This window comes from Actinoplanes sp. TBRC 11911 (assembly GCF_012933445.1).
GTDB lineage: Bacteria > Actinomycetota > Actinomycetes > Mycobacteriales > Micromonosporaceae > Actinoplanes.
Window position 1 is genome coordinate 212,788 of record NZ_JABBNC010000001.1, and the last position, 16,594, is coordinate 229,381.

Annotated in this window: 21 protein-coding genes; 11 read left to right on the top strand and 10 right to left on the bottom strand. The window is 70.1% G+C overall.

The features are described from left to right. Nucleotides 1–5 precede the first annotated feature (5 nt). Nucleotides 6–398, bottom strand: coding sequence for a hypothetical protein (locus tag HH310_RS00910; protein WP_169173421.1), 393 nt, complete (start codon nt 396–398; stop codon nt 6–8). 97 nt (nt 399–495) lie between these two features. Between HH310_RS00910 and HH310_RS00915 the strand changes: the two genes are divergently transcribed. Then, a complete protein-coding gene (locus HH310_RS00915; protein ID WP_211191648.1) occupies nt 496–1,320 on the top strand; it encodes an SCO6745 family protein in 825 nt (274 codons plus the stop codon). Here HH310_RS00915 and HH310_RS00920 read toward each other — a convergent pair. From HH310_RS00920 to HH310_RS00930, 3 genes are all read right to left on the bottom strand, one after another. Then, nucleotides 1,236–2,183 (bottom strand): alpha/beta hydrolase, encoded by a 948-nt coding sequence (locus HH310_RS00920; RefSeq protein ID WP_169173423.1) that lies wholly within the window; start codon nt 2,181–2,183, stop codon nt 1,236–1,238. The genes HH310_RS00915 and HH310_RS00920 overlap by 85 nt on opposite strands. Beyond that, nucleotides 2,183–3,028 (bottom strand): helix-turn-helix domain-containing protein, encoded by an 846-nt coding sequence (locus tag HH310_RS00925; RefSeq protein ID WP_169173424.1) that lies wholly within the window; start codon nt 3,026–3,028, stop codon nt 2,183–2,185. Before HH310_RS00925 ends, HH310_RS00920 begins: the two co-directional genes overlap by 1 nt. A 126-nt stretch (nt 3,029–3,154) precedes the next feature. Further along, nucleotides 3,155–4,567, bottom strand: coding sequence for an MFS transporter (locus HH310_RS00930; RefSeq protein WP_169173425.1), 1,413 nt, complete (start codon nt 4,565–4,567; stop codon nt 3,155–3,157). Nucleotides 4,568–4,710: 143 nt separating this feature from the next. On the opposite strand from HH310_RS00930, the gene HH310_RS00935 reads away from it, so the two are divergent. Genes HH310_RS00935 through HH310_RS00950 form a run of 4 tightly spaced genes read left to right on the top strand, consistent with a single transcriptional unit; the run spans nt 4,711 to nt 7,240 of the window. Beyond that, on the top strand, nt 4,711–5,043 hold the full coding sequence (locus HH310_RS00935; protein WP_169173426.1) for a YciI family protein: 333 nt from the start codon (nt 4,711–4,713) through the stop codon (nt 5,041–5,043). Further along, entirely contained in the window at nt 5,033–6,322 is a 1,290-nt protein-coding gene (locus HH310_RS00940; protein ID WP_169173427.1) for an RNA polymerase sigma factor, read from the top strand. Before HH310_RS00935 ends, HH310_RS00940 begins: the two co-directional genes overlap by 11 nt. A 14-nt stretch (nt 6,323–6,336) precedes the next feature. Beyond that, nucleotides 6,337–6,855 (top strand): hypothetical protein, encoded by a 519-nt coding sequence (locus HH310_RS00945; RefSeq protein ID WP_169173428.1) that lies wholly within the window; start codon nt 6,337–6,339, stop codon nt 6,853–6,855. A 25-nt stretch (nt 6,856–6,880) separates the two neighbouring features. Further along, nucleotides 6,881–7,240, top strand: coding sequence for a hypothetical protein (locus tag HH310_RS00950; RefSeq protein WP_169173429.1), 360 nt, complete (start codon nt 6,881–6,883; stop codon nt 7,238–7,240). Nucleotides 7,241–7,263: 23 nt separating this feature from the next. Here HH310_RS00950 and rpmG (HH310_RS00955) read toward each other — a convergent pair whose 3' ends face one another. The 3 genes from rpmG (HH310_RS00955) to rpmG (HH310_RS00965) all read right to left on the bottom strand — a co-directional run bounded on the left by rpmG (HH310_RS00955) (nt 7,264) and on the right by rpmG (HH310_RS00965) (nt 7,965). Continuing rightward, entirely contained in the window at nt 7,264–7,431 is a 168-nt protein-coding gene (gene rpmG / locus HH310_RS00955) for a 50S ribosomal protein L33 (RefSeq protein ID WP_169173430.1), read from the bottom strand. After that, on the bottom strand, nt 7,431–7,664 hold the full coding sequence (rpmB, locus tag HH310_RS00960) for a 50S ribosomal protein L28 (protein ID WP_169173431.1): 234 nt from the start codon (nt 7,662–7,664) through the stop codon (nt 7,431–7,433). Before rpmB ends, rpmG (HH310_RS00955) begins: the two co-directional genes overlap by 1 nt. Nucleotides 7,665–7,797: 133 nt before the next feature. Then, nucleotides 7,798–7,965: a 50S ribosomal protein L33 gene (rpmG, locus tag HH310_RS00965; RefSeq protein ID WP_169173432.1), complete on the bottom strand. Its 168-nt coding sequence runs from the start codon at nt 7,963–7,965 to the stop codon at nt 7,798–7,800. Nucleotides 7,966–8,244: 279 nt separating this feature from the next. Here rpmG (HH310_RS00965) and msrB point away from each other — a divergent pair, with 279 nt between their 5' ends. From msrB to HH310_RS00980, 3 genes are all read left to right on the top strand, one after another. Beyond that, entirely contained in the window at nt 8,245–8,715 is a 471-nt protein-coding gene (gene msrB, locus HH310_RS00970) for a peptide-methionine (R)-S-oxide reductase MsrB (RefSeq protein WP_211191598.1), read from the top strand. Then, a complete protein-coding gene (msrA, locus tag HH310_RS00975; RefSeq protein WP_169173434.1) occupies nt 8,712–9,272 on the top strand; it encodes a peptide-methionine (S)-S-oxide reductase MsrA in 561 nt (186 codons plus the stop codon). Before msrB ends, msrA begins: the two co-directional genes overlap by 4 nt. A 400-nt stretch (nt 9,273–9,672) precedes the next feature. Then, entirely contained in the window at nt 9,673–10,881 is a 1,209-nt protein-coding gene (locus HH310_RS00980) for an MFS transporter (protein ID WP_169173435.1), read from the top strand. 3 nt (nt 10,882–10,884) lie between these two features. Here HH310_RS00980 and HH310_RS00985 read toward each other — a convergent pair whose 3' ends face one another. Beyond that, on the bottom strand, nt 10,885–11,742 hold the full coding sequence (locus HH310_RS00985) for a helix-turn-helix transcriptional regulator (protein WP_169173436.1): 858 nt from the start codon (nt 11,740–11,742) through the stop codon (nt 10,885–10,887). 136 nt (nt 11,743–11,878) lie between these two features. Between HH310_RS00985 and HH310_RS00990 the strand changes: the two genes are divergently transcribed. After that, nucleotides 11,879–12,802, top strand: coding sequence for an SDR family oxidoreductase (locus HH310_RS00990; protein WP_169173437.1), 924 nt, complete (start codon nt 11,879–11,881; stop codon nt 12,800–12,802). Between the two features lie 55 nt (nt 12,803–12,857). Continuing rightward, nucleotides 12,858–13,601 carry a phosphotransferase gene (locus HH310_RS00995; protein ID WP_169173438.1) on the top strand — a complete coding sequence of 248 codons (744 nt, stop codon included), beginning with the start codon at nt 12,858–12,860 and terminating at the stop codon, nt 13,599–13,601. A gap of 691 nt (nt 13,602–14,292) precedes the next feature. On the opposite strand, the gene HH310_RS01000 is transcribed toward HH310_RS00995, so the two are convergent. Together HH310_RS01000 and HH310_RS01005 are read right to left on the bottom strand one after the other, a co-directional pair. Beyond that, a complete protein-coding gene (locus HH310_RS01000) occupies nt 14,293–14,457 on the bottom strand; it encodes a hypothetical protein (RefSeq protein WP_169173439.1) in 165 nt (54 codons plus the stop codon). A 287-nt stretch (nt 14,458–14,744) separates the two neighbouring features. Then, nucleotides 14,745–15,509 carry a helix-turn-helix transcriptional regulator gene (locus HH310_RS01005; protein WP_396027484.1) on the bottom strand — a complete coding sequence of 255 codons (765 nt, stop codon included), beginning with the start codon at nt 15,507–15,509 and terminating at the stop codon, nt 14,745–14,747. Between the two features lie 154 nt (nt 15,510–15,663). On the opposite strand from HH310_RS01005, the gene HH310_RS01010 reads away from it, so the two are divergent. Then, nucleotides 15,664–16,593 (top strand): AraC family transcriptional regulator, encoded by a 930-nt coding sequence (locus HH310_RS01010; RefSeq protein WP_169173441.1) that lies wholly within the window; start codon nt 15,664–15,666, stop codon nt 16,591–16,593. The last annotated feature ends 1 nt before the right edge of the window (nt 16,594 follow it).

Consider the following 16,594-nt stretch of genomic DNA (forward strand, 5'->3'; position numbering starts at 1 on the left):
CTACGTCACACCCGATGGTTCCTACTGGTCACGGCCGCCACCCGGGGGTCGTCACCGAGAACGTAGAAAGCGACATTGCGCCGGCTGGCCGGACGCCGTACGCGTCCGGCGAGGGCCAGCAGGCCGATCGCCAGCAAAACTTCGAAGAGCAGCGCGGCGGTCATCGCGCGCGCTTGATCGAAATGCAGAACTTGGTAGACAAAATGGACACCGGCGTAGGCGGCGAACGCTGTCAACGACGCGATGAGCAGCCGATGATCGAGGCTCACCGCGGCGAACAACAACGCCACCACAAACCCCAGTCCGAGGCCCGCTATATCGAATTCGTACTGCCAGAATCCGACCACCGCCTCCATGACGATCAACAGGATCAGTCCGGCTCGCAGCCAACGTCTCATTCCCTGTAGACGGAATAGCCCGAACCGCTGTGACACGGTGTGATGTGGGTCGCCCGTTGTATCGTGCGGCATGGATTCCCTCTCGGTCCCGCGCCGCATGTGGTCTCTCTTCGAGCCGGTGCACGCGGTCACGTACTTCGCCCCGCACTCCGCGGCCATCTTCGAGGCGGCCGGGCTGCGCGGCTTCTGGCGCCGCTACTTCGCCGGCCGGGCGGCCCCGCTCGGCGCGGTCGGCCCGGCGCCGGTCATCGCCGCGTTCTTCGGTTTCGCGCCCGCGATGGTGTCGCGCGCGTTCCCGGACGTCTGGACCAGGATCACCCCGCAGGCGGCGCTGGAGGCGCGCACCGCCGGGGCCCGTGCCGCGCTGGACGAGTTGCGGTCCGGCGCGGACGTCACCGAGGCCGCCGATCTGTTGTCCACGGCCGCCCGTGCCGTGGATCTGCCCGGCCGGGTGCTCGCCGCGTCCTACGCCGCGCTTCCCGAGCCCGCGCACCCGGTCGAGCGGCTGTGGCACGCCGCCACGGTGCTGCGCGAGCACCGTGGCGACGGGCACGTGGCCGCGTTGCTGACCGCCGGGGTCGACGGGTGCGAGAGTCTGGTGTGGAGGGTCGCGCTCGAGGGCGGCGATCTGCGGGCGAGCATGCAGTCCGCGCGGGGCTGGACGGACGACGAGTGGCTGGCGGCCGCCGAGCGGTTACGCGGCCGGGGCTGGGTCGCCGCGGACGGGTCGGCCACGGCCGCGGGGCGGGAGGCGTACGAGAAGGTGGAAACCCTCACCGATGAGCTGGCCGCGCCGCCGTGGCGGCACCTGGGCGACGAGGCCACCCGCAGGTGCGCTCAGTTGCTCGAACCGCTGGCCGCGAGCGCCTGGTCGGTGGTGCCGGCGGACAACCCGATCCCGTTACGCCCGAGCACGGCGTAGAAGTCGGTGAGCTGCTCGACGGCGGGCCCGACGTACTCGCTCTTGTCGTAGAGGTCGACGTGGCTGGCACCCTCGATCCAGGACATCCGCTTCGGGCCGGTCGCCTTCCCGAGGGCCTCGACGGTCATCCAGGAGGTGACCGCCCGGCGCCCGACGATCATCAGCAGCGGCCGGGTGAGCAGCGGGATCGCGGCGTACGAGTCGAAGATCGCCATGCGGTCGACGCTCTCCCACGACATCTGCTTGATCGAGCGGGGGTGCTGGGCGCGCGGCGTCATGTAGTAGTCGTAGCCCTCACCCGCGTGCCCGCCGGCGGTGCGGAGCGCCTCGGGGAAGAGCTCGAAGGTCTGCGGCCCGGCGCCGCTGCGAGCCGCCGCGGCGGCGTCCAGCATGCCCTGGAAGACCGCCGGATCCTGGTCGCCGTCCGCGCCGAAGCGGAACTGCCGGGCGATGTCGGCGGCGCTGACGGTGGCGACCGCCCGGATGCGGTGGTCGCTGGCAGCCGCGTTGAGCACGTATCCGCCGGAGGCGCAGATACCGAGGGCACCGATCCGGTCCGGGTCGGCCTCGGGGCGGGTGCCCAGATAGGTCACCGCGGCCTTGAAGTCCTCGACGCGGTGGGCCGGGTCTTCCAGCCCGCGCGGCACTCCCCCGGACTCGCCCTGATAGGCGGCGTCGAAGGCGAGCGTCACGAAACCCCGCTCGGCCAGCAGCCGCGCGTACAGGCCGGCGGCCTGCTCCTTCACGCCGCTGCCGGGGTGGCCGACCACGATCGCCCTGCTTCCTGCGGCACCCTCGGGAACGTAGAGGTGGGCCGCGAGCGAGATCCCCGCGCTGTCGAACGACACATCATGCTTTTTCATCAAAAATCCTCTTTTATCAAGGTGGTCCACGACGCCAGGATGCGCAAAGCGTCGTGCGACGGTGTTCCGGGTTCGGCGGTGACGACCATGAGCTGCTGACCGCTGCCGTCCGGGCTGGCCCAGACGTCGCAGTCGAGCGTGAGGTCGCCGACCACCCGATGGTGGTAGTGCTTGGTTCCGTAGCTGGCGCTGTTCACCCGGCGCTCGGCCCACCAGGCACGGAAGTCGCTGTCGCGCACCGCGAGCTCGCCCACCAGCCGGGCCAGCTCGGGGTCGTCCGGATCGGCCGCCGCCTGCATCCGCAGCGCGGCCACCGCGTCCCGGGCGTCGTGCCGCCAGTCGCGGTGCAGGTCGCGAACGGCGGGTTCGGTGAACAGCAGGCTCACATAGTTGCGCCGGGCCGGCGGCAGCGCCCCGAAATCGGTGAACAGCGCGGCCGCCGTGTGGTTCCAGGCCAGCACGTCCATCCGTTTGCCGAGCACGATCGCCGGACTCTCGGTGAGCTGGTCGAGCAGCCGCCGCATGGCCGGGCGCACCTTCTGCGTGCCGCGGCGGCGACGCGGCCGTGCGTCCGTCTTGCCGGCGACCTCGTACAGGTAAGTCTCCTCGTCGTCGCCGAGTCGCAGCGCCCGGGAGAGCGTGGCGAGCACCGCCGCGGACGCCTGAACGCGGCCCTGTTCGAGCCGGGTGTAGTAGTCGACGCTGATCGCGGCGAGCTGCGCCACCTCCTCGCGGCGCAAGCCTTTCACCTTGCGCCGGCCGTCGAACTCCGGCAGACCGACCGCGTACGGGGTGAGGCTTGCGCGACGGGCCTTGAGGAAAGCGCCCAGCTCGGAGGAGGTCATGGGTGAATAGTGCGCCCCGCATCCGGACCGCTGGCAGGTCAAAATCCTTCCCCCGTACGCCTCCGCGACATCCGCCATGCAGTCGTCGACCCGCGTGTACTCGGGGTGGGCCAGGTAAAGCCGCAATCACCGCCGAACGGCCAGGGGCGTCTCGTCGAGGGGGCGGGACGCCTCGACCGGGGAGGTGCCGGCGGCCGGGATGACCCGCGCGGCCACGGCGCCCAGCGCGGCGAACACGGCGGCAGACCAGAGCGCCGGCCGGAAACCCGCGGTCACCGAGACCGGGTCACCCAACCGGCCGGACGCGGAGAACACCGCCGTGCCGATGGCGATCGCGAACACGGCGCCGAACCGCTGGGCCATGTAGTTGATACCGGAAGCCTTGCCCAGCCGGGCCGTCGGCACCGCGTTCAGGACCGCGGTCGGCACGGTCGGCAGAGCCATCGAGATGCCGACGCCGGCCACCGCGAGGGCCACGACCAACTCCACCCAAGTCGCGTCCAGGCCACCGCGCGCGGCCACCCAGGCGAAGCCGATGGCCTGCAGGGTCAGGCCGGTCACCATGATGCGGCGGCGGCCGATCCGGTCCGACAGCGCCCCGGCGAGCGGCGCCACGACCATCAGCGTCGCGAAGAACGGCAGCAAGCGCAAGCCGGTCGAGACCGGGGAGTACCCACGGGCGTACTGGAACTCCTGGGTGACCCAGAAGGCCGCGGCGAACGTCGCGCCGGACATGAAGAACGTCGCCACGTTGCCGGCCGCGAAGGCCCGGCCGCGGAACAGACCAAGCGGCACCATCGGCGCCGGGGCGCGCCGCTCCCAGCCGACGAACCCCGCCAGCAACGCGCCCCCGGCCAGCAGCGCGCCCACGGTTTGCGGGCTCGTCCAGCCGGCGTCGTTGGCGCGTACCAACGACCAGACCAGCGCGACCACCCCGCCGGTCACCAGCACCACGCCGAGCAGGTCGAGGCGCTCGGGCGTACCAAAGCTCTCCGGCAGCAGCCGCGCCCCGAGCACCAGGGCGACCACGCCGATCGGCACGTTGAGCCAGAAAATCCAATGCCAGTCCAAGCCCTCGGTGACGGCACCGCCGACGAGGGGGCCGGCCGCAATCGCGAGACCGGCGAGACCGCCGTAGATGCCGACGATGAGACCACGACGCTCCGGCGGGAACGCGGTGGTGAGAATGGTCAGGCTCAGCGGCAGCACGACGGCCGCGCCCAGTCCCTGAATCGTGCGGGCCGCGATCAGCGCGTGCACGTCCGGGGCGAGCGCGCACGCCGCCGAGGACACCGTGAACAGTGCCAGCCCGAGCGTGAAGACCCGGCGCCGCCCGAATCGGTCGCCGAGCGCGGCCGCCGTGATGATGCCGGCGGCGAAGGCGATCCCGTACGCGTTGACGGTCCACTGCAACGCGTCCAGGCCGGCGTTGAGGTCCTGCCGCATCCGGGGCAGCGCGGTGACCACGACCAGCGAGTCGAGCACCACCATGAAATACGCGACCGAGGTCAGGGCGAGTACCCATCGTTGCTTCATCATCGGCTCCTCCTCCGAGGGAATTTGGAGCCAAGACGAACGACCGGGCGCCGGGCGGACACGATTTCTCGCGCTTTTTTGTCCGTACGCCCGGACCCCGCTCGTCTGATACTCGAAGCGGTCTTCCGTCGCCGGTTGGAGGAGCTATGCGGTACGCCCTGTTGATCTATAACACCGAGAACGACCCGGACCGTGCGAGCCGTGACATTCCGGGCACCGTGGTCGAGATGCTCGACGAGCCGTTCGTGGACGGCTGGGCCCGCCTGCACGCCGCGGAGTCGGCCACCACGCTGCACCGGGGCGGGCTGCTCACCGATGGCCCGTTCGTGGAGAGCAAGGAGTATCTGGCCGGGCTGATCGTCATCGAGGCGGAGAACCTGGACGCGGCGCTCGCCGTCGCCCAGCAGGTGCACGGCAGCCGGCCCAGCGGCGCGATCGAGGTGCGTCCGGTGCTCGACGGGCGGTTCCGTGGCGCTTGACGCCGTCTTCCGCGAGCAGTGGGGGCGGGTGCTGGCCACGCTGGTCGGCATCCTCGGCGACATCGAGCTGGCCGAGGAGGCCGCCGCCGAGGCCTTCGCGATCGCCGCCGAGCGGTGGCCCCGCGACGGCGAGCCGAGCAACCCGACCCGCTGGTTGATCACCACGGCACGCAACCGGGCCGTCGACCGTCTTCGGCGGCAGCGGGTGCTGGCGGCGAAGACGAGGCTGCTCGCCCGCGATCTGGAGGCGGACGCTCCGGCATCGGTCTTTGAGGGGGCGGTTATGGACCACAGCGCGGCCATCCCGGACGAGCGGCTGGAGCTGATCTTCACCTGCTGCCACCCGGCGCTCGCGCTGGACGCCCAGGTGGCGCTCACCCTGCGCACGCTGGGCGGCCTGTCCACCGACGAGATCGCGCTCGCGTTCCTGATCCCGTTCGAGACCATGAGCAAGCGGCTGACCAGGGCCAAGCACAAGATCCGCGACGCCGGCATCCCGTTCGCGGTGCCGGCCGGCCATCAGTTGCCGGACCGGCTGGCGGCGGTGCTCGCGGTGGTCTACCTCATCTTCAACCAGGGCTGGGGCGGCGGCCGGGTCGATCTCGCGGCCGAGGCCATCCATCTGGGCCGGGCGCTCGCCACTCTGATGCCGGACGAGGGCGAGGTGCTCGCGCTGCTGGCGTTGATGCTGCTGCACGACGCCCGGCGTGCGGCCCGCCTCCGCGACGGCGAGGTGGTCCTGCTCGACGACCAGGACCGCACGCTGTGGGACGGGCCGCAGATCGCCGAGGGCCGCGAGCTGCTCGACCGGGCGATGACCCGCCAGAGCGGCGGCATCGCTAACGCCGACGCGAGCCCCAGCCTGGCGAACGAACGTTCGTTTTCGCGAAATCCCGCGAGGCCGTACCTGGTGCAGGCCGCCATCGCCGACCTGCACCTCCAGCAGCCCCGCGACTGGCGGCAGATCGCCGCCCTTTACGGGACGCTCGCCCGCTTGACGGGCTCGCCGATCGTCGAGATGAACCGGGCGATCGCGGTCGCGGAGATCGACGGGCCGGCCGCCGGGCTGGACATCCTCGACCGCCTCGACCTCGAGCACTATCGCTATTTCCATTCCACCCGGGCGCAGCTGCTGCGTCGCGCCGGGCGGGAAAGCGAGGCTCAACGGGCGTACCGGCAAGCTCTGGATCTTGCCCAGACCGAACCGGAGCAGCGTTTTCTGCGCCAACAGCTCAACCCGGGGCACGGGCTGCCGAAAGCAGTGGCCGACGAAGATTGAGAGGTGCGGCCTCGATGCAGCCCGGTTCTTACCCCAGCCCGTACGGGAATCCGGCCCCGCCGCCGTGGCTCGTGCAGCCGGAACCGCCCGGCCCCGCGCGAGGCGGCCGGCGAGGCGTACGCAAGGGTCCGTTCATCGGTGTGATCGCCGCGGTGGCCCTGCTGGGCACGGGAGTGTTCGGGGTGAACGCGTTCGCCCGGCACACCATCTGCTCGTCGCTGAGCGAGGGCACCTCGCTGCACCACTTCGCCGGGGACGCGGACGAGCCGCGCGCCGGCGACGTCGTGAAGCTGCGCGAGGCCAGCGACGAGTTGCGCGGGTACGGCCACATGCTGCTGTTCGACGGTGAGCTCAAGTCGGCGGTGAACGGCTTTGCCGGCGACATCGACCGGCTCGCCGACCTGATGGGCGAGAACGACGGCACCGGTTCCGGGTTCTCCGGTCTGGTCACGCTGGCGAAATCGATGGACACGCACGCGCGCCAGGCACAGCAGGCCTGCGATCTGCCGGTGACGGGCGTTTTCAACGGCTGAGGTCGTACGCGGCTACGCTGGCGTGATGGCATCGGACGCGGAGCTTCTCGGCGCGGTCGCGGACCGTCCCGCCGGCACCACGCCCGCCGAGGCGATCGTCCAGGTTCTCATCGCGGGGATCGATCCGGCGGATGTCCTGGACGGACCGCCGGGCGCCGGCCCCGACTTCGAGGACCAGCTCACCGCCGTCCTGGCCTCGTCAAGCGGCAGAGCCACGCCGGCGATCCGTGCCCACGCCATCCAGCTGGCCGGGCTCGTCCGGCTGCTCGCGTCCGACGAGGTGCGTCGCGCGGTGGCCGTGCGGATGCCCGGGCTGGCCGCCACCAACGAGGTCAAGGCGATCCTGTGGGCGGCGGCCGAGGCGGTCAACCGGGCATACCCGTAACCACCGAGCCGAGCCCCCGCGGCTTAACGGTCCTCGCGGAAGTCGACGTGCCGGCGGGCCACCGGGTCGTACTTGCGGAGCACCAGCCGGTCCGGGTTGGTGCGGCGGTTCTTGCGCGTGACGTAGGTGTATCCGGTGCCCGCGGTGCTGCGCAGTTTGATCACCGGGCGGATGTCGCTGCTCTTGGCCATCAGACCCGCACCCCCCGGGCCCGGATCCGGGCCACCACGGCGTCGATGCCGTCCCGGTCGATGATCTTCAGGCCGGTGGTGCTGACGTTGAGGCGTACGGCGCGGCCGTCCGCGAGCCGGAAACGGCGCCGCTGCACGTTGGGATTCCAGGTGCGGCGGGTGCGGCGGTGCGAGTGGGACACGGCGTTGCCGAAGCTGGGCTTGGCGCCGGTCACGTCACAGACGTTGGACATGGCGGCCACTTTACAACGAAAATCATTTCCAACAAGATGACCCCCACCGACGCAGCAGAGCCGTCAGACGCGCCGCGCTAGACCCGGGCATAAAAATGATGGGCGGACACGAGGTCCGCCCATCATTTTGTCGTCAGCGCTCCTCGCGGAACTCCACGTACCGGCGCAGGACAGGGTCGTACTTACGCAGAACCAGCCGGTCCGGGTCGTTGCGGCGGCTCTTGCGAGTGACATAGGTGGATCCGGTCCCGGCCGTGCTGCGCATCGTGACGATCGGGCGGATAGCGGTCGAACGAGCCATCAGTGCTTCTTCCCCCAGCTCAAGTCCAAAACCTCGGCACGTGCGATAACAAAAACCAGCTTCATAAATTCCGCCCGATGCCGGCCAGCACTAGACTGGACCATATGGTCCACGACAGGCTTCAGATCAGGCCGACGTGGATGACAACTGGCCTTCATGGTCCGACTGACGGCGGTGTGGGCCACATCACGCCCCACGCGCCAGAGCCGGGACCAAACCTCGTCGCTTCGGTGTTATGTCGATTGCCATCGCAGCCAGCGACGACAGAAAAGAGAGATCGTGTCGCACGAGTACAGCAAGACGCCTGAGGCGCTGAGCCGTCTCACCGACAACCAGTTCCGCGTCACCCAGAAGGACGCCACCGAGCCGGCCTTCCGTAACGAGTACTTCGACCACCACGAGCCCGGAATCTACGTGGATGTGGTCTCGGGTCAGCCGCTGTTCTCCTCCACCGACAAGTACGACAGCGGCACGGGATGGCCGAGCTTCACCAAGCCGATCGAGCCGGGTGTTGTCGCGACCAAGACCGACTGGTCGTACGGGATGATCCGCAAGGAGGCCCGCTCCACCGGGGCCGACAGTCACCTCGGCCACATCTTCGACGACGGTCCCATCGACGCCGGCGGCCAGCGCTACTGCATGAACTCGGCCGCGCTGCGGTTCATCCCGGTTTCCGAGCTCGAGGCGCAGGGCTACGGCCAGTACCTATCGCTGTTCGAGTCCGACAGCACCAAGGAGAACGCATCATGACCAGCGGTATCAACGACACCGGCCGGATCACCCGCGAGCCCGGCACCGAGACGGCCGTGCTGGCCGGAGGGTGTTTCTGGGGCATGGAGGATCTGATTCGCCGGCAGCCCGGGGTGCTGGACACCCGGGTCGGCTACACCGGTGGCGACAACGACCACGCGACCTACCGCAACCACCCCGGTCACGCGGAGGCCGTGGAGATCGTCTTCGACCCGAGTCTGACGACCTACCGGGACATCCTGGCGTTCTTCTTCCAGATCCACGACCCGTCGACGCTGAACCGGCAGGGCAACGACATGGGGACGAGCTACCGCTCGGCGATCTTCCCGGTCACGCCCGACCAGGAGCAGGTCGCCCGCGACACGATCGCGGACGTGGACGCGTCGGGGCTGTGGCCGGGTAAGGCCGTCACGGCGATCGAGCCCGCCGGCCCGTTCTGGGAGGCCGAGCCCGAGCACCAGGACTACCTGATCACCTACCCGAACGGCTACACCTGCCACTTCCCGCGGCCGAACTGGGTGCTGCCCAGGCGCGCCGCGGTGGCGACTCAGGAATAACCGAGGAATAGCAACCTAATGGTCCGGCCGCCCCACCGTCGGGGCGTTGCCGGACCATTCGCTAATTGCGGGAAAAGGGCCTAGCGGGTCGGGCCGGCCCAGAAGGTCGGGCCGACCCACTTGCGCGTCGGGCCGACCCACGTGGCCGACCGGCCCGGGCCCATCCACGTGCCCGAACGACCCGGACCGACATACCCCGGACCGACATACGTGGACGTCTGCGCCTGCATGATCATGAGATCCCCCGGTGCGAAGCGATTCCGAATTTCGATGATCCCGACCATAGCCCGGCGCGCCATGACCCGAAACACCGATTTGCTGTAGCGAACCCGACACCGCCTTATCCGAATTCATGAGTAACAATGCCTTGCGAGAAACGTCGAGGCACGGGGGTGTTCTCATGAATGCGGCATTCCATCGGTACTGGACCGCTCGGCTCGTGTCGTACGCGGGTGACCAGATCGCCCGCACCGCCCTGCTGGTCGCCGTCTTCGACCGCTACGGCGGCACCGCCGTCGGCTTCCTCCTGATCGCGGCCACCGTGCCCCGGCTGTTCGGCCCCGCACTCGGCGCGCTCGCCGACCGCTACGACCAGCGCCGCATCATCGTCGTCTGCGACCTGAGCCAGGCGGTGCTCTACACGGCGATCGCGTTGCTCAGCCCGTCGCTGCCGGTGCTGCTCGCGCTGGTCGCGGCCGCGTCGGTGGCCGCGACGACGTTCACGCCCGCGGGCCGCAGCCTGCTACCGGATCTGGTCGGCCGGGACCGTCTGGGCGAGGCGAACGCGCGCCTGGCCGTCGGCGTCAACACCGGGCTCGCGGCCGGCCCGGCACTCGGCGGCGTGCTGCTGTCGGTGGCCGGGCTGACGCCGACATTGCTGCTCGACGTGCTCTCGTTCCTCGTCTCCGCGGCGCTCGTGGCCGGGCTGCGACCACTGGCCCGCCGCGGCGCGACCACCGCCCAGCCGCTGCGCGCGGTCCTGCGCGACGGGCTCGGCGTGGTCCGTACCAATCAGGTCGTCCGGGCGGTCGCGTTCGGCTTCCTGCTGATGGTCACCTTCGCCGCGCTCGACAACGTGGCCCTGGTGCCGCTGGTCCAGGATGGTCTGGGCGCCGGCCCGGTCGCGGTCGGCCTGCTCACCTCCGCCTACGGCGTCGGCATGGTCGCCGGTCCGCTGCTGATCGCCCGCCGCGCCGACCGGGTCCGCATCGACCTCATCCTGTACGCGTCGCTGCTGGCCATCGGCACCGGAACGATCCTGACCGGTCTGAGCTTCGCGGTCGTCGCCGCGGTGGCCGCGCAGGCCCTGGCCGGTGCGGGCGCCGGATGGCACAACGTGGCCGCGGATACGCTGGTGCAGCGGCATGTGCCGGCCGACCGCCTGGGCACGGTCTTCGGCACCATCTATTTCTTCCCGTACGCCGCCGAAATGCTCGCGTACGTCGCCGGCGCCGCGCTGCTGGGCGCGGTCGGTGGCCGCTGGCTGCTCGTCATCTCCGGCCTCGGCGTGACCGCGACGCTGGCACTGGTTTTGCCGCTGCTGTCCGGCGCGCTGTCCGCAACCCGGCGGGCACCGGGCGCGGACACCCCGGCCCCGGCGCTGGTCTGACCGTCATCGACCGGGCACCGAGCGGCCCAGCTCCTGAGTTCCGATGACCGAAAGCAACTGCAGTTTCTCGTGGCTCTCACTACCGGGGGCGGCCGTGTAGACCATCAGAAACTGCGACTGATCGGGGTCCATCAGCGACTGGCAGGCCAGCTCGAGGACCCCGACCTCAGGGTGCACGAACCGCTTGACATCCTGATAGCTCACCCCGATCTCGTGCTCGTCCCACACGGCGCGGAACTCCTCGCTGCGCTCCAGCAGCAGCTTCTGAAGGCGCGCCGCCCACGACCCGGGCCCGCGAAGCGTGACCACCTTCCGCAGCCCCGAGGCGAAGACCCGGGCGTGCGTCGCATGGTCGTCCGGGTGGTACAACGCCCGCGTCGCCGGATCGGTGAACCAGCGATACCCGATACTGCGGGCCGGCCCGGTGAACCGCGTGAGATCCCCGGTCAGCGCCACCCCCGGAGCCGTCTGCCGCAACGTCTCGCCGAGCTCCGTGACGATCTCGGCAGGCGTGTCGGTGAGCCGGTCGAAGATGCGCAGCATGCCCGGCCCGATGTAATCGCTGGCGCCGCCGCGGGTGGGCGGATTGTGCCCGGCGAGCCGGAACAGGTGGTCGCGTTCATCCAGCGACAGATGCAGCCCTTGCGCGATCGACGCGATCATCTGCTCGGACGGATGCGGCCCTCGTTCCCGCTCGAGCCGGCTGTAGTAGTCGGCCGAGATGTGGCACAGCGTCGCCACCTCTTCGCGCCGCAACCCCGACGTCCGCCGCCGCTGCCCGCGCGTGAGCCCGACGTCCTCCGGCTGCAGCGACTCGCGGCGGCGGCGCAGGAACTCGGCCAGTCCGGCTCGATCGATCATGGTTGCTCCCCCCGACAGCTCGTTCCGTTTCTACCAGCCCTGCTCCACCGCAGCCTCGGCCTGCCGATCCCCCTCTGCGAAGTCCTGGATAAGAGGGCCGTGGATAGCCCGGCGCGCGACCGCGACCGTTAGCGGCATGAGCGCAGACATCACCGTCCCCGACCTCTCCGGAAAACTCGCCGTCGTCACGGGTGCCGCCAGCGGCGTCGGATCGGTCCTGGCCGCCCGGTTGGCCGCCGCCAACGCCGAGGTGATCATGCCCGTCCGCAACCGCGGCAAAGGCGAGGCGGCCATCGCGAAAATCAAACAGCGTTCCCCGTACGCCTCCGTGTCGTTACGAGAACTGGACCTGTCCTCGCTGAGCTCGGTCGCCGCGTTGGGCGCCACACTCCGCGCCGAGGACCGCCCGATCCACTTCCTCATCAACAACGCCGGAGTGATGACCCCGCCCAACCGGGAGTCCACAGCGGACGGTTTCGAGCTGCAGTTCGGGGCCAACCACCTGGGCCATTTCGCGCTGGTAGCCCACCTGCTGCCGTTGTTACGGGCGGGGCGGGCGAGGGTCACGTCACAGCTCAGCGTCGCCGCGAACGAGAACGCCATCAACTGGGACGACGTGCACTGGAAGCGTTCCTACCACCCGCGTCACGCGTACAGCCAATCAAAAATCGCCTTGGGCTTGTTCGGTCTGGAGCTGGACCAGCGCAGTCAGAGTGCCGGCTGGGGTATCACCAGCAACCTCGCCCATCCCGGCGTGGCCCCCACCAACCTGTTGGCCGCGCGCCCCGAGCTGGGCCGCCCCCGGGACACCTTGGGCGTACGGGCCATCCGTCTTCTGTCCCGCGTCGGCGTCCTCAACACGGTGGAGTCCGCCGCCCTGCCGGCCTTGTTCGCCGCCACGTCACCGGACGCGACCGGCGGCCGCCTGTACGGCCCCGGCGGCTTCCAGCACCTGTCCGGCGCCCCCGCCGAACAGCCCCTCTACGCCCCGCTGCGGAGCCGCGACGACGCCGGCCGCGCCTGGCAGATCTCCGAGGAACTGACCGGCGTCCTGCGGTAGCCCCCGGCGATAAACCGGGCGCCGCCGCGGGGATTTTCCGCGATACTTCCCCGTTGTGGACGAGGTTCAGGTCGTGGTCGCGCACTCCGAGCGGGTGACGCTGCGCGTCGGCGACGTCTTCCTCAAGGTCGACTCCGACCCGGCGCGCCTGGACGCCGAAGCCGAGGCGATGGCCGCGGCGCCGATCCCGACCGCTCCGATCCGGTGGCGCAAGCCGTCGGTGATAGCGCTCGGCGCCCTCCCCGGCCGGGCCCTCGGCCGCCTCGGCGAGCCGTCCCCCGCCTCGCCGGCGGCCTTGGCCGCCGCGGGTGCCGCGGTCCGCACCCTGCACGATGCGCCGCTGCCCGCACGCCCCGGCCGCGGCGTCGACGCGCACGTCCGGGCGGAGCTGGAATCCGAATGCGAACTGCTGGTCGCGACCGGCATGCTCCCCGCCGGCCTCGTCGCCCGCAACCGTACGGTCGCCGAGGCCGCCTTCCGCCCGTACTCGCCGGCGTTCACCCACGGCGACCTGCAGATCACCCACGTCTTCACCGACGGCGACCGGGTCACCGGCGTGCTCGACTGGTCCGAGGCGGGCCGCGGCGACCCGATGTTCGACCTCGCCACGCTGACGCTGGGCCACGAGGAGCGCCTCGCCGACGTCCTCGCCGGCTACGGCCCCGGCGCCGACCCGGCGGTCATCCGCGCCTGGTGGTCGCTGCGCAGCCTCCTCAATGTCCGCTGGCTCGCCGGCCACGGCTTCGACCCGTTCGCCCCGGGCGGCGAGGTCGACGTCCTCAAGTCACGCATGGAGTAGCACCTGCGCGGTGGCGATGGCGGCACGTTGACCCACCCGCCGTGACGTGAGACTGCGGACGATCCCGGTCGATCCACCCATCGGCCCGGCGAGTCAGCGGCCGTAGGCAAGTCAGCGGCCGTAGGCGAGTCAGCGATCTGATCGCCGTCCGTCCACCAGCCCCGCCGACCCCTCTCATATATCCGACATTTCCCGATATTTGCCGGATTGGTGGGGCAGGCGGACAGGCGGGCTCGACGCGCGGCCGCGCGGCGCTTCCATTCCGTGAGACGGGCGACCACCTGCTGAGACCCGCGTCCGCATCATGGACCCACCGTCCGCGATGCGAGACTAGCGTCCATTGTAGAGGATGCCTTTGTCACATAACGAGGCTTTCGCCCGGCAGATTTTTCCGGCCGGATGTGAACCTTGGAGAGTTATGGCTCGGATGTGGGCGCAACTCTCCAAGGTTCACAAAAATCCACGATGTGACCGCGGTGTCCACATAGCGAAACCGCCCGGCCGTGAACGGATCGCCACAGCGCCTCAGCTCTGGCACCACCGCGATCCGGCGGGTACCCGGCCGCGTCGCCGATCGCCGCATTCCCGGTTTCTTCCGTCCGTCCGTACGCTGTGACCGAATGCCTTGAGCCCGACCGTGCACGCGTTGAGCAACGCGATGTCGTCGTCGACGATCACTACGTTGGCCATGTCAGGCCTCCCGTGAGACGACCCGCTGCGCGAACCGGAGGGTGCCCCCGCCCGGGCCGCTCTCCTCCCAGATGCGCTGCCGGTGCGCGTCGATCAAGGTTTTCGCGATGGCCGTCGCCGAACCACGGCGCGCGAAACCGCGCAGCATCGCGACGGCGGCGGACACGAAACCGGAAGATCCCGTACGTGATCAGCAAGGCGACCGCGGAGAACCCGACGATCGAGGCGGCGTAACGCGGCGGTGGAGAGATGGTGAACGAGGCTGGAGACTCAGGTCACGGCGATGAACGGGGAACCTGACCGAACGTTAAACAGAGAGTGAACTTCACGCTTACGTCCGGCGCGGGTGATGACCGTCCTAACCGGATCGAGGTCAGCCTTCCGGCGAACCGCGGGCTTCGATGCCCGTTGGTTGCCGGGACACGTCAGGAAACGGCAGGGGACGAAATGGTATTACCCATCGGCTGATACGGCCGGTACGAACAGGAGCACGGTCTGATCCCGGGCGAAATTGACGGACAAGGTTTCCACTGTCATTTCGGTGGCGGTCCCGTCCGGCCGGCGCATCCGCAATTCCCGCCGGATGCCGACGGAAACCTTGTGTTCGGCCCACACCCGCCGGAAGAACTCGCTGCTCCGGTCGAGTTCGTCGACGAGACGCGTGATCGCGGGATGGCCCGGCGCACGGCCGGCCTGCAGCCGCAGCATGCCGATCAGTTCGGCGGTGACGGCGGCCCAGTCGTCGCCGAACAACTCCCGGGCCCGCGGATCGAAGAGCTGCCAGCGAATCGCGTTCAGCCCGACCGGCTCCGGCGTGGTGGCCTGGCAGAAGGACCGGGCCGCGGGGTTGACCGCCAGGATGTCCATGTTGGGCCCGAGCAGTATTCCCGGCACCCGGTCGAGCGCGTCGAGCAGCCGGAGCGTCTCCGGCCCGACCGGTGTCTCCGGCACCCGCGGCGCCCCGGCCGCACCGCCGGCCTCGGCGAGCTGGTGCAGGTAGGCACGATCGGCCGGCGGTAGTCGCAACGCGGTGGCCAGCGACTCCAGCACGGCGTGCGAAGCGGTGGTGTGTTTGCCCTGCTCGAGACGGGTGTAGTAGGGGACGCTGATCTTCGCGAGCCGGGCCAGTTCCTCACGCCGGAGGCCGGCAACCCGGCGGCGCCGGGTACTGGTGATGCCCACTTCCTGCGGGTCGACCATGGCCCGGCGGGAACGCAAGAAGTCCCCGAGAGCACTGTTTTTTCTGTTCAGGGCCCCGCGCCCTTCGAATTGGCTGAGCTGACCGCCGAAGTATTGCCGCGGAATGAAGCAGTGGAAATACCCGCGACTCCTGATGAATCGTCAAATCGTCCAAACTGAGGGCAGGGTGAGAATGGATCCGCTGACGGACATGCTGCGGCTCCTCGACATACAGGTCGCACCGCCGTGCCGGCTGGAGGCGGCCGGTGAGTGGGCGCTGCGGTTCGCCGAGACCCGGCTGATCCGGGTCGGCGCGGTCCTGCGCGGAAGCCTGTGGCTGACCCCGGGCACCGCCGATCCGGTGCTGCTGCGGGCCGGCGACTGCTATCTGCTGGCCGGCGGCGAGTCGTACGCGGTGGGCTCCGGCCCGGATGTGCCGGCCGAGGAGGGCACGGAAGTGCCCCACCAGCCGGTGTATCGCCACGTCCGGCCCGGCGCGCCCGGGCCTTCCTCGACGATCAGCGGCAGCCTGCAGCTCGACGAGACGGCGGCCACGCTGCTCCTGGAGAACCTGCCGCAATTGTCGGTGATCCGGGGACTTTCGGCCGAGGCGGCGGCCCTGCATCCGGTGATGACGTTGCTCGCCCGCGAGACGTCGTTCGACGCGCCCGGTACCGGCGCGATGCGCGACCATCTCACGCACGTCTTGTTCGTGCAGACGCTGCGGGTGGTGCTGTCGCGCCCGGACGTCTCGATCGGGTGGTTGCGCGCGCTCGGCGACGAGCGGCTGCGCCCCGCCCTGGCCCTCATCCACGGCCGGCCGGGCGAGCCATGGACGGTGGCCAAGCTCGCGGCGGCGGCCGGGATGTCGCGCAGCGCGTTCGCACAGCGCTTCAAGAACACGGTCGGGCTGGCCCCGCTGGACTATCTGTCCCGCTGGCGGGTGCAGTCGGCGGCCCGGCTGCTGCGCGTGACCGACCGCACGGTCAGCTCGCTGGCCACCGAGTTCGGCTTCAGCACCCCGAGCTCGTTCATCCGCACGTTCAAGCGGGTGACCGGCCGGTCGCCCGCGCGGTACCGGGGTGACCGCAGCGGCGACCGCCCGAGGATCCCGTCCGGATGAC

Coding starts and splice junctions, on each gene's coding strand:
- HH310_RS00915 (WP_211191648.1), top strand. CDS start 496: ATGTGGTCTCTCTTCGAGCCGGTGCACGCGGTCACGTACTTCGCCCCG.
- HH310_RS00925 (WP_169173424.1), bottom strand. CDS start 3,028: ATGACCTCCTCCGAGCTGGGCGCTTTCCTCAAGGCCCGTCGCGCAAGC.
- rpmG (WP_169173430.1), bottom strand. CDS start 7,431: ATGGCCAAGAGCAGCGACATCCGCCCGGTGATCAAACTGCGCAGCACC.
- HH310_RS00910 (WP_169173421.1), bottom strand. CDS start 398: ATGAGACGTTGGCTGCGAGCCGGACTGATCCTGTTGATCGTCATGGAG.
- HH310_RS00920 (WP_169173423.1), bottom strand. CDS start 2,183: ATGAAAAAGCATGATGTGTCGTTCGACAGCGCGGGGATCTCGCTCGCG.
- rpmG (WP_169173432.1), bottom strand. CDS start 7,965: ATGGCTCGTTCGACCGCTATCCGCCCGATCGTCACGATGCGCAGCACG.
- rpmB (WP_169173431.1), bottom strand. CDS start 7,664: ATGTCCAACGTCTGTGACGTGACCGGCGCCAAGCCCAGCTTCGGCAAC.
- HH310_RS00945 (WP_169173428.1), top strand. CDS start 6,337: ATGCAGCCCGGTTCTTACCCCAGCCCGTACGGGAATCCGGCCCCGCCG.
- HH310_RS01010 (WP_169173441.1), top strand. CDS start 15,664: ATGGATCCGCTGACGGACATGCTGCGGCTCCTCGACATACAGGTCGCA.
- HH310_RS00930 (WP_169173425.1), bottom strand. CDS start 4,567: ATGATGAAGCAACGATGGGTACTCGCCCTGACCTCGGTCGCGTATTTC.
- msrA (WP_169173434.1), top strand. CDS start 8,712: ATGACCAGCGGTATCAACGACACCGGCCGGATCACCCGCGAGCCCGGC.
- HH310_RS00935 (WP_169173426.1), top strand. CDS start 4,711: ATGCGGTACGCCCTGTTGATCTATAACACCGAGAACGACCCGGACCGT.
- HH310_RS00950 (WP_169173429.1), top strand. CDS start 6,881: ATGGCATCGGACGCGGAGCTTCTCGGCGCGGTCGCGGACCGTCCCGCC.
- HH310_RS00990 (WP_169173437.1), top strand. CDS start 11,879: ATGAGCGCAGACATCACCGTCCCCGACCTCTCCGGAAAACTCGCCGTC.
- HH310_RS00980 (WP_169173435.1), top strand. CDS start 9,673: ATGAATGCGGCATTCCATCGGTACTGGACCGCTCGGCTCGTGTCGTAC.
- HH310_RS00985 (WP_169173436.1), bottom strand. CDS start 11,742: ATGATCGATCGAGCCGGACTGGCCGAGTTCCTGCGCCGCCGCCGCGAG.